General features: G+C 35.1%; 18 protein-coding genes. 9 read left to right on the forward strand and 9 right to left on the reverse strand.

Going from position 1 to position 12,136, the window contains the following annotated elements:
• Nucleotides 1-95 precede the first annotated feature (95 nt).
• The 9 genes from CXF67_RS16500 (at nucleotide 96) to CXF67_RS16535 (ending at nucleotide 4,395) form a co-directional block, all read left to right on the forward strand.
• Nucleotides 96-521, forward strand: a complete 426-nt coding sequence (locus CXF67_RS16500) for a hypothetical protein (protein ID WP_102089745.1) — start codon at nucleotides 96-98, stop codon at nucleotides 519-521.
• A gap of 118 nt (nucleotides 522-639) precedes the next feature.
• Nucleotides 640-1,341: a peptidoglycan DD-metalloendopeptidase family protein gene (locus tag CXF67_RS16505; protein ID WP_102089746.1), complete on the forward strand. Its 702-nt coding sequence runs from the start codon at nucleotides 640-642 to the stop codon at nucleotides 1,339-1,341.
• Between the two features lie 16 nt (nucleotides 1,342-1,357).
• Complete coding sequence (locus CXF67_RS16510; RefSeq protein ID WP_145990495.1) at nucleotides 1,358-1,876, forward strand: hypothetical protein; 519 nt, start codon at nucleotides 1,358-1,360, stop codon at nucleotides 1,874-1,876.
• Between the two features lie 40 nt (nucleotides 1,877-1,916).
• Nucleotides 1,917-2,228 carry a hypothetical protein gene (locus tag CXF67_RS16515; RefSeq protein ID WP_102089748.1) on the forward strand — a complete coding sequence of 104 codons (312 nt, stop codon included), beginning with the start codon at nucleotides 1,917-1,919 and terminating at the stop codon, nucleotides 2,226-2,228.
• A gap of 270 nt (nucleotides 2,229-2,498) precedes the next feature.
• Nucleotides 2,499-2,654 carry a hypothetical protein gene (locus CXF67_RS18380; RefSeq protein ID WP_180958003.1) on the forward strand — a complete coding sequence of 52 codons (156 nt, stop codon included), beginning with the start codon at nucleotides 2,499-2,501 and terminating at the stop codon, nucleotides 2,652-2,654.
• Between the two features lie 14 nt (nucleotides 2,655-2,668).
• Nucleotides 2,669-3,184 carry a DUF6705 family protein gene (locus CXF67_RS16520; protein ID WP_102089749.1) on the forward strand — a complete coding sequence of 172 codons (516 nt, stop codon included), beginning with the start codon at nucleotides 2,669-2,671 and terminating at the stop codon, nucleotides 3,182-3,184.
• Between the two features lie 135 nt (nucleotides 3,185-3,319).
• Entirely contained in the window at nucleotides 3,320-3,853 is a 534-nt protein-coding gene (locus CXF67_RS16525; protein ID WP_102089750.1) for a hypothetical protein, read from the forward strand.
• A 2-nt stretch (nucleotides 3,854-3,855) separates the two neighbouring features.
• Complete coding sequence (locus CXF67_RS16530) at nucleotides 3,856-4,056, forward strand: hypothetical protein (protein WP_102089751.1); 201 nt, start codon at nucleotides 3,856-3,858, stop codon at nucleotides 4,054-4,056.
• 144 nt (nucleotides 4,057-4,200) lie between these two features.
• Nucleotides 4,201-4,395 carry a hypothetical protein gene (locus CXF67_RS16535; RefSeq protein WP_102089752.1) on the forward strand — a complete coding sequence of 65 codons (195 nt, stop codon included), beginning with the start codon at nucleotides 4,201-4,203 and terminating at the stop codon, nucleotides 4,393-4,395.
• 85 nt (nucleotides 4,396-4,480) lie between these two features.
• Here the strand turns inward: CXF67_RS16535 and CXF67_RS16540 are convergent, their stop codons facing one another.
• The 9 genes from CXF67_RS16540 to CXF67_RS16580 form a co-directional block, all read right to left on the reverse strand.
• A complete protein-coding gene (locus CXF67_RS16540; protein WP_102089753.1) occupies nucleotides 4,481-5,293 on the reverse strand; it encodes a purine-nucleoside phosphorylase in 813 nt (270 codons plus the stop codon).
• Nucleotides 5,294-5,305: 12 nt separating this feature from the next.
• Nucleotides 5,306-5,920 carry a TIGR04282 family arsenosugar biosynthesis glycosyltransferase gene (locus CXF67_RS16545; RefSeq protein ID WP_102089754.1) on the reverse strand — a complete coding sequence of 205 codons (615 nt, stop codon included), beginning with the start codon at nucleotides 5,918-5,920 and terminating at the stop codon, nucleotides 5,306-5,308.
• Complete coding sequence (locus CXF67_RS16550; RefSeq protein WP_102089755.1) at nucleotides 5,920-6,426, reverse strand: rhodanese-like domain-containing protein; 507 nt, start codon at nucleotides 6,424-6,426, stop codon at nucleotides 5,920-5,922. Before CXF67_RS16550 ends, CXF67_RS16545 begins: the two co-directional genes overlap by 1 nt.
• Before the next feature lie 140 nt (nucleotides 6,427-6,566).
• Nucleotides 6,567-7,568, reverse strand: coding sequence for a phosphotransferase (locus CXF67_RS16555; RefSeq protein ID WP_102089756.1), 1,002 nt, complete (start codon nucleotides 7,566-7,568; stop codon nucleotides 6,567-6,569).
• A gap of 17 nt (nucleotides 7,569-7,585) precedes the next feature.
• A complete protein-coding gene (locus tag CXF67_RS16560) occupies nucleotides 7,586-8,572 on the reverse strand; it encodes a nucleoside hydrolase (RefSeq protein WP_257984731.1) in 987 nt (328 codons plus the stop codon).
• The gene (locus CXF67_RS16565) at nucleotides 8,520-9,266 is read right to left on the reverse strand and encodes an ABC transporter ATP-binding protein (RefSeq protein ID WP_102089757.1); all 747 of its coding nucleotides are present in this window, start codon (nucleotides 9,264-9,266) and stop codon (nucleotides 8,520-8,522) included. Before CXF67_RS16565 ends, CXF67_RS16560 begins: the two co-directional genes overlap by 53 nt.
• Nucleotides 9,259-10,041, reverse strand: coding sequence for an ABC transporter permease (locus CXF67_RS16570; RefSeq protein ID WP_102089758.1), 783 nt, complete (start codon nucleotides 10,039-10,041; stop codon nucleotides 9,259-9,261). The genes CXF67_RS16565 and CXF67_RS16570 overlap by 8 nt, the downstream gene beginning before the upstream one ends.
• Nucleotides 10,034-10,894: an ABC transporter permease subunit gene (locus CXF67_RS16575; RefSeq protein WP_102089759.1), complete on the reverse strand. Its 861-nt coding sequence runs from the start codon at nucleotides 10,892-10,894 to the stop codon at nucleotides 10,034-10,036. Before CXF67_RS16575 ends, CXF67_RS16570 begins: the two co-directional genes overlap by 8 nt.
• 6 nt (nucleotides 10,895-10,900) lie before the next feature.
• On the reverse strand, nucleotides 10,901-12,112 hold the full coding sequence (locus tag CXF67_RS16580; protein WP_102089760.1) for an ABC transporter substrate-binding protein: 1,212 nt from the start codon (nucleotides 12,110-12,112) through the stop codon (nucleotides 10,901-10,903).
• Nucleotides 12,113-12,136: the final 24 nt, after the last annotated feature.

Here is a 12,136-nt window from a genome sequence, read left to right on the forward strand (position 1 = left end):
TTGGAAATTATTTTGGAAGAATAAAATTATACAATCTTCGAAGTACAATCTGTATTTTTTTTGGAGAAAGCATGTATTAATTTTCAACAAAACTTATGAAAGCTTTACTTTTTAGTTTAATAACATTAATTTATCTAACAACCAATGGACAAGAATTACAAAATCAGTGTCCACCAGAATTTCCTCACGGAATATTGAAAATTGAGTTATTTTTAGAGGTACACGATAGTAAATACCGTCAAAAATCTGGGACTTTAAATGAAAATAAAAGTCAAATTCAAGTTGTTTCAAATCTAAAAGAATGTAAAGCACTTAAATCTTTTATATCTGAACATAAAAAATACAATGAAATAGACCAAAAACTAAGAGATGAAGAAACCATTTATTTTTACAAAACTTCAAATTTCTTTTATGTATTTTGGAATTATAAACCTGAATTTTATAGGCCAAGAATGGGTTCAACCAAGCGCTTTGTTGTAATTAATGATGATTTTAGTCAGTCTTGGTTATTTTACCTTTAATTTTTAACAATTTGCAGTACTCTTTTTCTTTTTGTAATAAACTAATAAACTAATAAACGAGGATGAGGATCCTCTTACTTTAGAATGTCCTCTAGGACAAGTACCAGATAGTTTAGGCATGTTTTGCGTAGAAGGCTACTGTCCAGAAGGATATACAAGAGATAGTAGTGGAGAGTGTGTGGAAGTGCCTTGTGCTGGAGACCCGATAAGAAATCCTAGAATTGCAGAACAAAAAGTATCTGGATTGGAAGGAGGAAGATATGGTTGTACAAGGATTGGCGGAGTTTGTGAGAACAGTCAACAAGGTAAGGACCATGGCGGTACAGATATTTTGAATCCATATGGTGCACCAGTTTATGCTATGTTTGATGGTAATGGTGTCAGAAACAAGCAACACAATGGTATAGATTTAAAAAACCCTTATGGCGCACCTATTTTTGCTATGTTTGATGGCCTTGTTTATAACACACCCTATCATTACAAATCAGGATATATGGTTCAGCTTCAAAGCACATTACCAAATGGCGAACCTATAATTACAACCTATTTTCATTTACAAGAAAATAATAGGATTGAAGCGTCAACAAACCCATTAAATCATGTGACGGCTGGGCAGATTATAGGCTATCAAGGTAAATCAGGAAATTTAGCAGGTGCAATAAGCGGTGGTTATACAGATTCTCACGTTCACGTAGAAACCAGACTTCATGATGGTGGTTCGAGCTGGAATTTTGATAATAATTTCAATTTAATAGATCCAAGAATTTATTTTGAAACAGAAATTGATGACAACGGAAATGTAACTGATGATTGTGATTAACTTAAAAAAACATAAAATGAAATATATATATATACTTTTAATAACAACTACTGTCTTTGCTCAACCAGATGTTAACGTCTTGAGCGAGGTTGAATTTGAGTCAATTCAACTAAACGGGCATAGCCTAAGTCAAATTAAAGACACCTACGGAGAAGAATCCCAAATTGTAAATTTATTTGGTGTTCCAGACGAAAAGCAAATAAGTACGGTTTCTGGTGAATCTTATTCATATTTTTATAATCAGGGATTCGAAATAGGTTTTTCAACTCTTTATGGAGGGAATGCTACTTTAGGCGGTTTTGAAATTACTGACTCATCAATGACTATTAGTATAAATAGTATGAACTTTTCTGTGGGTGATAACATTTCGGTTTTAAGTCCTTTAAACTTGGTTGAAAATAGTGGTGGAAATTACCCGCAAGGGATAAAAGCTTACATTATAGCTCCATGTGAAAAATGTAATCATTTCATTTACATTAAATACAGTGTCATCAATCAAAAAATAATAGAAGTTGGCTATTTAGAGCTAACTTAGCTTATCAAACCACACCTATGCAGAAATCACGGCCTATCCTGTGACCAGTATTTTACAAAATGCGTATTCCAGGCTTTTTACACTGAAGGTAAATGGAGAAACACAACTTTATATTGATATTATAATTACCAAATATAAGATTACAACAAATACGGGGGAAGTATTGATAAATACGTTACATATAGATCCTATGTTGAGATCACATATAGTAGGTATGCATTTCGTAGATTATGATTATACCTTGTATAAATCCGGCTATCAAGGTGAGCAGGCAGATTGCAACCAGATGGGATGGGTCAAGATGGATAAGATAGATGAGAATTCGTTTAAGCTCTGGGTAATCCTTCTGTAGAAATTTTACCTTACGGTTGTCCAGAGGGAGATCTACATATCTTACCCACCAGTGAAGAAGAGGCCGTAATAATGACCAAGCAAAACTAATATATAAACCAAAACCACCTCAGCCTTTTCATTTGAGGTGGTTTTTTACATTGCAATATTTGTTGAGAGCTTTATGAGGTAATCATCCCAATCCCACCAAGCTCTAATCCAGATGTTCCAGAAGTTCTCGAGCCGGGTGACGGTTGTGGTTCATCTGATTTTCCAGATAATCCTCCAGCCGATGATCCAGTCCCTACTTTGCGAGGAGACGGGAATCATAATGACAATTGCTTTAGAAAATTCAGGATTAAGCTTATTAAAAGGCAACTCTGATTATAGCGACTGGCAAAAAATAAAAGCACAAGGAAGACAAACAGTAGATGTAGATTGTAATTAATAAAATAAATATATATGAAAACTATAATTTTTATACTAGCACTATCCTTAAGTACAGGTTATATAACAGCACAGGAAGTAACTTTAAAAAAGGGGATGAATAATATTGACATGGTAAAAGGAACCTATTATAAAACTGATGCTACTTTGTTAAATAAATATTTAGGTTATTGGGAACATACTACTAGTGGTAGTGTTTTCAAGTTCAAAATTTTCAGAAAAAAGACACCTGTTCAAGGCGTTTATATTGATAGGTTGAAAGCACAATATTGCTTTGGTAAAGAATGTGATGTTGAAAGCATCAATACTTCCATTTTAACAAGCGCTGAAAATGATACCATGGAAAACCTAGATAAAGGCACTTTAAGATTTAGGTTTTGGGATTATACCTATGAAAAGTTTGGAGTAATTGAATTTAAATTGATACAAAAAAATAAAGCCTATTTCAAATTAAGAGAATCCTATAACCCTAATAATGACATACAAGGCTTTTCAGTTCCCACAGAGATGATATTGACCAGAACAAAATAGAGTTTATTTTGAATTTTATAATAACAGAGGGGGTTTTTTCTAGCCTTCTCTGTTATTATTTTATTTAAGCCCTTCAAATTAACGAAGAAATGAAAACAATAATTTTTATAATTGCAATTAATAAAATATAGAATTATGAAAAAAGTAATGTATCTAATGATTGTACTTATATCAATTATAAACTGTAAAGCTCAAGAAGGCTACCATAGTTTAACTGCTGCTGAATATGCTAACGTAGAATTTCAAGGGGTGTCTTTTGAAGCCATCAAAGCTACTGATGGAAATGTTCAACAAATGGAACAACTATTTACAGGAGCTAGAAGTAATGGGGAAGATTTATTTACAATAGACGAATTTGGAAGTGAAATAGGAGAGCCGCAACGGATATTTTATTTTAATAGTGGGTTGATGATTTCTTTTGATCTTGGAGGACCAAGTGAACCTATTGAAATAGATAGATTAGAAACCACTGAAGTGACCATTTTGGGACACCATTTAGAAATTGGCGACTCTATTGATGTACTGGGTAATAATATTAGTTTTAACACTAGGAGAGATGGCTCTAAGTCTATCCTATTTATTAAAAACAATGGAAGTTGTTGTCCTATTGTGATCGACTTAGATGATAATATGAACATCAGTGATATTTACTACCTGATTTTTGCCTAAAAATGAAAATTATACTTAAAACATCTACATTTCTTATCCTTTTATTTTTTTCAATAAATAATTTGACAGGACAGGATATATGCTCATATAAAGCATCTGAGATCACTATTAAACTAAACGGATGGGATATCAATAGAACAGATTATACGCATGAAAAATTTATAGAAGTCACACGTTTAAATAATAATAGTCAACTTACTTAAAGTGGAGAAAAAGACACAGAAGAATTTGGTTATCCTTGGTACTATTATGGAATAGCTATATTCATTTTACTGGAGTTATAGATAGTCAAGGAGATTAAAATGGTCTTAAGCGTATGTTCTCTTTTAAAATAAAAAAAAAGAGAAATGCTTAAAGTTAATGGAGTTCAAGTTGGAGGCACTGTTGATGATTTAAAAGAGCATTTTAATAACGTTAATTTTTGTACTAAAATAAATGAAGGTGAAAAGTCATTTATTTTAAGGTACAGTTATCAATCTTTGTCGTTTAAAATATCTCCTCACGGAATTATGAGAGAAATAGAATTGTATTCGCCTTTGTAGTTTAATAATAATTAATTTTACTCAAGACCTGTGAGGTTTTTAAAACCTCACAGGTCTTTTTTCTTTTGACAAGTCTATAAACTCACTATAAGGTTTCGATTAAACTCTTAAAAAGCTTAACCAGTTTTGGCTCTGCTGTATTGGCCACAGCGATGATCTCTTCCACGTTGAAGGGGTGTAAATGATCGGGGTCACACTCGTCTGTCAAGACAGAAATAGCCGAAACAGGAAGCTTTAAGTGGTTAGCCACAATAACTTCGGGGACCGTGCTCATGCCCACGGCATCTGCTCCAATGAGACCAAGGTACCTATATTCTGCTCGGGTTTCTAGCTGAGGTCCTACTACAGAAGCATATACGCCTTCATATAAGGTGATCCCTAAAGTTTTAGCTGCTTTTAGAAAGCTTGTATTCATATCTTTATCATAAGGAGCTGACATGTCTACGAAGCGTTCACCTAGCTTAGAAACACCTTTAAAGGCTAATGGAGATCCTCCTTGAAGGTTAATATGGTCATCGATCAGCATCAACTCTCCCTTCTTTAAGGTTTTGTTGATCGCGCCAGCAGCATTGGAAACCAATAGTTTTTCGATTCCTAATTCTTTCATGATGCGGACGGGATACGTGATATCCTGTAAAGAGTAGCCCTCATAAAAATGAAAGCGGCCTTGCATCACGACTACTTTTTTCCCGCTTAGCGTCCCGTAAATGAATTTACCTTGGTGAAATTCTACTGTAGCAGTAGGAAAATGCGGGATATGGTTATAACTGATTTCGATTTCTATATCTATGTGTTCAACAAGTTTACCTAAGCCTGTGCCTAAGATGATTCCTACTTGTGGAGATTCGAAGCCTTTGTCCTTAAGGTAATTTACTGTTTTCTCTAATCTATCTTTCATTATTGTATTTTTTTAATTCAAAAACTTATTGGGAATGAAGTGATGAAATTTTTTATATTTTTTTAAATCATCAACCGTATCAATGTCGTTTTTTTCTTTGAGAAGGTGAAAAGATTTGCCCTTTAGATCTTGTAAGGTTTCTTTTAAAACAAGTTCTGTGCTCCATGCTTTATCCTTAAAAGCATCAGGGTGAAAAGCAGACATGCCCATTAAATAATACCCGCCGTCTTCAGCTGGACCAAAGACTAAATCATGGGTTTCTAAAGCTTGAAAAGCATCATGAATATCGGAAACCTCAAGTTCAAATAAATCGCTTCCTACAATGCACACTTGTTTATAGCCTTTATGAAATCCCCACTCAAAGGCAGCTTGCATCTTTTTACCCAAGTGGCCTTGAGACTGAACTTGCTTTTGAAAATTCGCGTCGTCCCATAAATCATCAGTTTGAATGTCTTCTGAATAAAAGACAACACAATCTTCTTTAAGCTTGCTTAGGATTTTAGCGGTATATTGAATTAATGCTTTGTAAACAGCTAAAGTATTCTTATCGCCAATACTCACAGCTAGGCGAGTTTTACATTTGCCGAGTTCTGGATTCTTCGCAAAAACGATGACTAATTTATCCATTAATATACCTTTTGTCCATGTTCTAGAAACTTACCCCAAAACCTATCGTAGGCATGAATTTTCTGAGTGCTATCATTTCTGCGGTCATAGATCTTATAACCCTTATTGAACCATTCGAACATCCCCCCGTAAAGGTTATAGACATTTACGTAACCTTCTTTTTTTAACTTTTCACCAATTTGTTCGGACCGGACGCCTATAGAGCAGTATACCACAAGGGTGTCTTGGGGCTGAATTTTATCTTGAATAGAGGTCATTTCAAAATTGCCGTAGCCTACAAAAATCGCATCCTGTAGATGGCTTATTTCATATTCTGGAGCTTCTCTGGCATCTAAGAGTTTCACTTCTTTATTCCCCTCTATTAAGGCGGCTAATTCCTCCACAGATATATACTCAACTGTGTTAGAATTATACTTGTCTATAGCTTCCCTTATAGAATTTTGAGAAATCCCAAAAAATGGAACCCCTCCCAATACGCTACATAAAATAAAAACTTTGTAATTCACCTCTTTGTTTTTTTGTCTAAATCTTTAAATCAGTTCTTATAAGATATCCCTCTTGCTGTGTTTTACATGAGTATTACCCCATGAGTTGATTTTTATAATTTTTTTGTTGCTGGTTATAAATTGATTTGTTTGAAGTGAATTCATCCCTTTGTTACCAGAATCGCCCGTGCTTCATTCAATAAAGCCTTTCTCTCTTCAAGATCAAGATTCAATGGTAATTGTGCTAATCCAAGAATGCGTCTTAAGATTTCTATTGCCATGAATTTCTTGCAAAGTTGATCATCGATAGGTGATAAATCCTTATAAATTTTAAGTGCTTTTTCAACCAAAGCATTAGGTTGATTCGCCATCTTTAGATGAGCGAGTGTGACTCCTATTTCAAATTCAACATCTCCAAAAAAGCAGAATTCTGGATCTATAATTTTAATACCATCTTCAGTCTTTAACCAACTCCCAGGGAAATAATCTCCATGAAGTAAAGTTTTTCCATCTTCTAAATACCGATCGCCTAATTTTTTTACAGCCTGTTTTAAAAATACATCCTCTTTAAAAGGGAGTCCAACTTCCTGTAAACCGGGGAGGATGTCCTCTAGATCTAGTCCATTGTCACTGAGGTATGGATAAATAAATATATGTTCATGATTGAGTTTGCGCATCTCTCTGTTAGGGAGCAAAGCTTCACTTGTATCGGTGTTGATGGTTTGGTGAAGCCTTGCTGCAAAAGTTATTATTTCCTCAAGTTCAGCGACGTCCAACTGCATATTCTTTTGATATAAAAATGTATAATCAGCCCCATGTCCTAAATCTTCAAGATTTAAGACATGGTTTTTTTTATCGACACCAATCAGTCTTGGCATCTTCTTTTTTATACTTTCTTCTTCAGAAATAAGTTGATAAAATTCGGCCTCTCGAAGGGCACGTTCAGCAGGAGCCTCTATTTGGGGGTACTTCTCTACAAACTCTCGGCTTTGTTTTATGATAAGACTACGCTCTTGAGTTTTTACTCGAATTATGAAATTCATATTTCCTGCCCCCGGTATTTCTATTGCTGTTATCTTTTCATTCAGCGGTAACCAACCCTGACCTTTAAGGTATCTTTCAAGGTAAGTTTTGTCTGCTGTTAGCTGCTCTATTATTTTCAAATTCTTTCTTTTTCAGTTTATTTTAAAAGGCTTTCCATCAATTTTTGATGATAATTCTCAATGACATCATGGCAATAGGTCACCGAAAAACCTTCACTTTGATCACAAATAAGATAGTGTTTAAAATGGCGTTTAGGCGTGTTTAGTAACATGTCATTCGGGTGAATTTCCAGATGTGCTTTTAGCTCTTCTTTTATTATATCGTCGGGTTCCATCAGGTAATGACTTGCCAACACATCAAATGGGTTAAAACCCTTTTCACCACTATCTAACCATTGTTGCAACCAAGGCTTGGAGGCTTTGGAAAGCCATTCACTTGCTGGATCACTATTTTTTAAATGGTTTAAATCCTTTTCAGTGATCCATACTTTATTTGAGATTTCAAATGGACAGAGAACGACCTTCACTCCGCTTTCAAATAAGACTCTAAAGGCATCGTTATCCAGATCAAAATTAAGATCAGGCGCATGTCCCATCTCAGTTTTTCCAATTTTAAAATAAGAGGTTGGCTTCCGTCTCCCAGCGACAAGCACTACTTCTTTTATGCGTGATTTTAATTCTGGATATAGCAAGAGTAGTGTACTGATATTTGTTGCCGGTCCTATAGCGAGTATATGCAAAGGGGTTTTTTTTAAGCCTTCAGAAAGCGCTTCTACGGCTTCATTGGTCTCCGCGTTATCAAGATTTAGTTTAGCTTCTGCCCCCTTAAAAACAGGAATGGTATAAGGTGCAAATTCATCAACCATATTTTGAGAAAGCCTGTAGGCATCTTGAATTTTAGTATTGCCAAAAACAGCGCTTAAACCGGTGATCTCTATGTTTTCGGCTTTAAAAAGTTGCAAAATAGCATAGCCATCATCAACATCACTATAGCCTTCGCCTTCATAGTTTTTCATTCCTACTGAAAGATCGGTATCTATCCATACTTTTTTCTTTTCCATAGCTTCTATTTTATAATTTGGAAAACTCACCACGTTGTAGATTGCTCCAAAAATCAATTTCATCTGTTACTCCAGATTTAGCATCCTCATAAAACTCTTTTTTAGAGGTGTAAGCTTTATAATTTCCATTTTCAATTTTGCCAATGTCATCTCCCATTATAATAGCCTCCTTCAAATCGTGAGTCACAAACAAGGCAGAAATAGACAGTTGTTTTGCCAAGTCTTTAAAGAGCTGTTGCATACTGTGTCTTGTTTCTACATCCAAAGCTCCAAAAGGTTCGTCCAAAAGCAATAATTTAGGCTCCACAATTATGGCTCTTCCAAAAGCTACTCTTTGTTTTTCACCCCCAGATAACTGGTTTGGGGATTTGTATTTCATATGGTCTAATCCAATTGTTCCTAACATTTGTATGACCCTTTCTTCAATTTCAGCTTGATCCTTTTTCTGAAGCCGTAAACCAAAGGCAATGTTTTCAAAAATAGTTAAATGTGGAAACAGTAAGGCTTCTTGATATAGATATACGATATTTCTCTTTTGAGGTTTCATTGTCATTACCGGTTTTCCTTCTAGGGAAATTCGTCCTTGGTCTGCAACTTCTAGGCCGGCAATTATTTTTAATAGGGTGGTTTTTCCACTTCCAGATTTACCGAGAATACTCAAGACAGTATTGGATTCTAAACTCAAATGAATGCCATTCAAAATCGGTTGACCTTCGAATGTTTTTGATAAATCGTCTATGTTCAAGAATTCACTCATAATCAGCAAGCTTTTTAGAAGTTTTGAAAATAAGTCTTTTGTTCACTAACAAAAGTAAAATAGAAGGTAAAATCAATAAAAACCCAGCTAAGGCTGCCAAGAAGGGATTTGCTTCATTTACATAAGCAAAAACGCTCACGGTAAGTGTTTTTACTTTTCCTGCTCCTATGAAATGCGTAAGGCCATATTCGAACCAAGAGATTAAAAAGCATTGAAAAAAGCAGAGTAGAAGTGTCGATTTAGCTAAAGGCAAGAGGACACGTTTTAAAGTCTGAGTAGTCGATCCCCCTAAAGTGAAACTCAAATTTTCTAAAGACTGAATTTGGGAAGTCCAAAAGGTCGAACAAATAATAATCCCAAAGGGGAAACAGATCAAAAATTGGGCGATAATAACCCCTAAAAGTGAGCCTGAGAGTCCTGTCTTTAAAAAGTAAAAATGGATAAGCACTGCAAAAATAATGGGAGAGAGCAGATAAGGCACATAAGCTAAAGACAGCCAAGTCGTTTTGTTATAAGAATAGGCTATTTTTTTGGAAAAGTAAAAGGCAGTCACTGTCGAAACTAAACCTACTGAAATTGACAAAAGCAATGACAATCCTAAACTTTTTGTAAGTTGAAAACTCGGGCTAAAAAGAGATTCCCATTGCGACGTTTGCCATATATTGGGCAGGATATGCGGATAGAACCATTGTTTGCCAAACGATAAAATTAAAAGGAATACAATGGGAAATAAAATGATAAAGCCCACTATGCTCTGACCGATATGTTTACGCATAAGCTTTCGTTTTTAGCTTTGCTAATCTTTGAAATCCAAAGAAGAGAAAGAGCAAGAACAAGACATAGAGAATGGCCATAGCATAAGCTTCTGGAATATCGTTTAGATTGAAGCGTTGGGCTTTATCTACAATAGCTACGGTTATCATTTTAGGGTTTTGGCGTCCCAACAACAATGGAATCTCATAACTACCGATTACGAAAATTAAAAATAAAAGCAGACTCGTCTTTGCCTTTTGAAGTAAGATAGGTAGGGTTACTTTTATTAAAACCTGACGTTGACTCGCTCCCAAACTTTTTGCGATTTGTTGAAATTTAGTCACATGTTCATTTTCAAAAATCCCTTTTAAAATTAGGCTTAAAAAGGGGGTGATGATAAAGCTGGAAGCAAGAATAATCCCTATTCCATACGCATCATTGACTAAACTTGGGAAATCTTCAATTTTTGAAATGATACCTATCTGGTAGAGGAATCTAGACCAGAATCCTGCTTTAGAAAAACTTTGAAAAATGAAAAAGCCAACTACCGTCGCAGGGAAGGCCAATGGCAAATAAATTAAAGTGCTTAATTTTCCTTTCCTAAGATCGTGATGCCAGTTGACGACCATCCAAAGTGCTATTACTAGGCTTATACCTACACTTATAAGCCCAATACCAAAGCTGAATAAAAGGCTTTTCCAAAAGCTAAAATTTAAAAGAACATCGCTCCAATGCTCTGTCGTAAAACCAGTATTGAGTAAGCCAATTACCCCAAAGCTATACAGTAAACCATACCCTAAACCCAATAACATAGGAAGCAGCATCAAGATGAATAAGGCTGTTTTCCAAGGTGTTATTTGTTTAATGCTGAACATAGTTTTCTAGTCAATAAGGTTTTTCTTGAAGTCTTCTGCTAAGCGGATCATATATTCTGGTGCTAATTCTGGTAAAGCTTTCTGTTGAATATCCTTTCTTGGTGGAGCATAATGGCGTTGAGCAATAGAATTAAATTTCTTTTGAAAAACAGAATCCAGTTTTGAGACTTGTAAAACGGTTCCATCCCCCCACACACTTGGTTTCATTTTCTCAAGCTGATTTTCTTCTGAAATTAATTCATTAACCACTACCATAGTGGTAAGCTTTTTCTGTGAAAGCTTGCTGATTCCTAAGTAATGAGAATTTTGAATGGTTCCAAATTCAGGGACATAGGCTCTTGAGCTTTTCTGAAATAAACCTTCTTCTACTTTATTATCTACTTCAGCATCATTATTGCTCATGGTAAATAACAATTCGCCATTGGCAAACAATTGATGCATCTGGGCAACATTTTCAGGAAAGACTTCTCCTTGACGCCATAAATAGGGTTTTAATCGGTTGAGGTATACCCATAATTCGTCACTGTATTTCGCATATAAGTTTTCATTGAATTCGCCTTTTAATACGTCGGCCCCTCCAGCAATATCCATCAATAATGCCTTCATAAACGTTAGCCCAGTAAAGTGATTATCCCATGTAAATTTCCCAGGATACTTTTTCACAAAGCTTAAGAGTTCTGATCTAGTTTGTGGCGGCTGTTGAATTTTATCTTGATTATAGATAAGCGTCATTTGTACATTCCCCCAAGGCATTTCGTAACCATCAATAGTTTGCTGGAAATCTTTACCAATAAAAGGATTTTCAAAGTTGATTTTATCAGCATTGGGAAGCTTACTCGTCCAAGGTCCAAACAAGGCATCGATCTGGCGAAGTTGATAAAAGGTTTCTCCATTAATCCACATCAGATCAATTTCACTAGTGCTTGCATCTGCTTGTAGTTCTGCCATTAGCATTTGTACAATATAATTACCCTGCCCATCTACAATAGTCAAATTGATATTGTGCTTTTTGAGCAATTTAGGTTTTATATAGTCCTGCATGTAGACATTGATTTTTGGATCGCCTTTCCACATCATCATTGTCACTTCCTGAGCTTGTCCTCCTGCTTGAATATCTTCCCATGTGTAGTCATCCAGAATAAGCGGTTTTCTTTCCGAAGAGGTTTGGCATGAGATGAACAACAGGCTAAAAGCAAATAGCATGAGTAGATTCTTCATTATTTTACAATTAGTCTTTTATAA

The organism is Psychroflexus sp. MES1-P1E (genome assembly GCF_002836055.1).
GTDB lineage: Bacteria > Bacteroidota > Bacteroidia > Flavobacteriales > Flavobacteriaceae > Psychroflexus.

Bases quoted from the DNA above. Each gene is read 5' to 3' on its own strand.
- CXF67_RS16530 (WP_102089751.1), top strand. From the start codon at position 3,856: ATGAAAATTATACTTAAAACATCTACATTTCTTATCCTTTTATTTTTT.
- CXF67_RS16560 (WP_257984731.1), bottom strand. From the start codon at position 8,572: ATGAAATTGATTTTTGGAGCAATCTACAACGTGGTGAGTTTTCCAAAT.
- CXF67_RS16565 (WP_102089757.1), bottom strand. From the start codon at position 9,266: ATGAGTGAATTCTTGAACATAGACGATTTATCAAAAACATTCGAAGGT.
- CXF67_RS16510 (WP_145990495.1), top strand. From the start codon at position 1,358: ATGAAATATATATATATACTTTTAATAACAACTACTGTCTTTGCTCAA.
- CXF67_RS16540 (WP_102089753.1), bottom strand. From the start codon at position 5,293: ATGAAAGATAGATTAGAGAAAACAGTAAATTACCTTAAGGACAAAGGC.
- CXF67_RS16545 (WP_102089754.1), bottom strand. From the start codon at position 5,920: ATGGATAAATTAGTCATCGTTTTTGCGAAGAATCCAGAACTCGGCAAA.
- CXF67_RS16580 (WP_102089760.1), bottom strand. From the start codon at position 12,112: ATGAAGAATCTACTCATGCTATTTGCTTTTAGCCTGTTGTTCATCTCA.
- CXF67_RS16505 (WP_102089746.1), top strand. From the start codon at position 640: ATGTTTTGCGTAGAAGGCTACTGTCCAGAAGGATATACAAGAGATAGT.
- CXF67_RS16570 (WP_102089758.1), bottom strand. From the start codon at position 10,041: ATGCGTAAACATATCGGTCAGAGCATAGTGGGCTTTATCATTTTATTT.
- CXF67_RS16535 (WP_102089752.1), top strand. From the start codon at position 4,201: ATGCTTAAAGTTAATGGAGTTCAAGTTGGAGGCACTGTTGATGATTTA.
- CXF67_RS16500 (WP_102089745.1), top strand. From the start codon at position 96: ATGAAAGCTTTACTTTTTAGTTTAATAACATTAATTTATCTAACAACC.
- CXF67_RS16520 (WP_102089749.1), top strand. From the start codon at position 2,669: ATGAAAACTATAATTTTTATACTAGCACTATCCTTAAGTACAGGTTAT.
- CXF67_RS16575 (WP_102089759.1), bottom strand. From the start codon at position 10,894: ATGTTCAGCATTAAACAAATAACACCTTGGAAAACAGCCTTATTCATC.
- CXF67_RS18380 (WP_180958003.1), top strand. From the start codon at position 2,499: ATGATCCAGTCCCTACTTTGCGAGGAGACGGGAATCATAATGACAATT.
- CXF67_RS16525 (WP_102089750.1), top strand. From the start codon at position 3,320: ATGAAAAAAGTAATGTATCTAATGATTGTACTTATATCAATTATAAAC.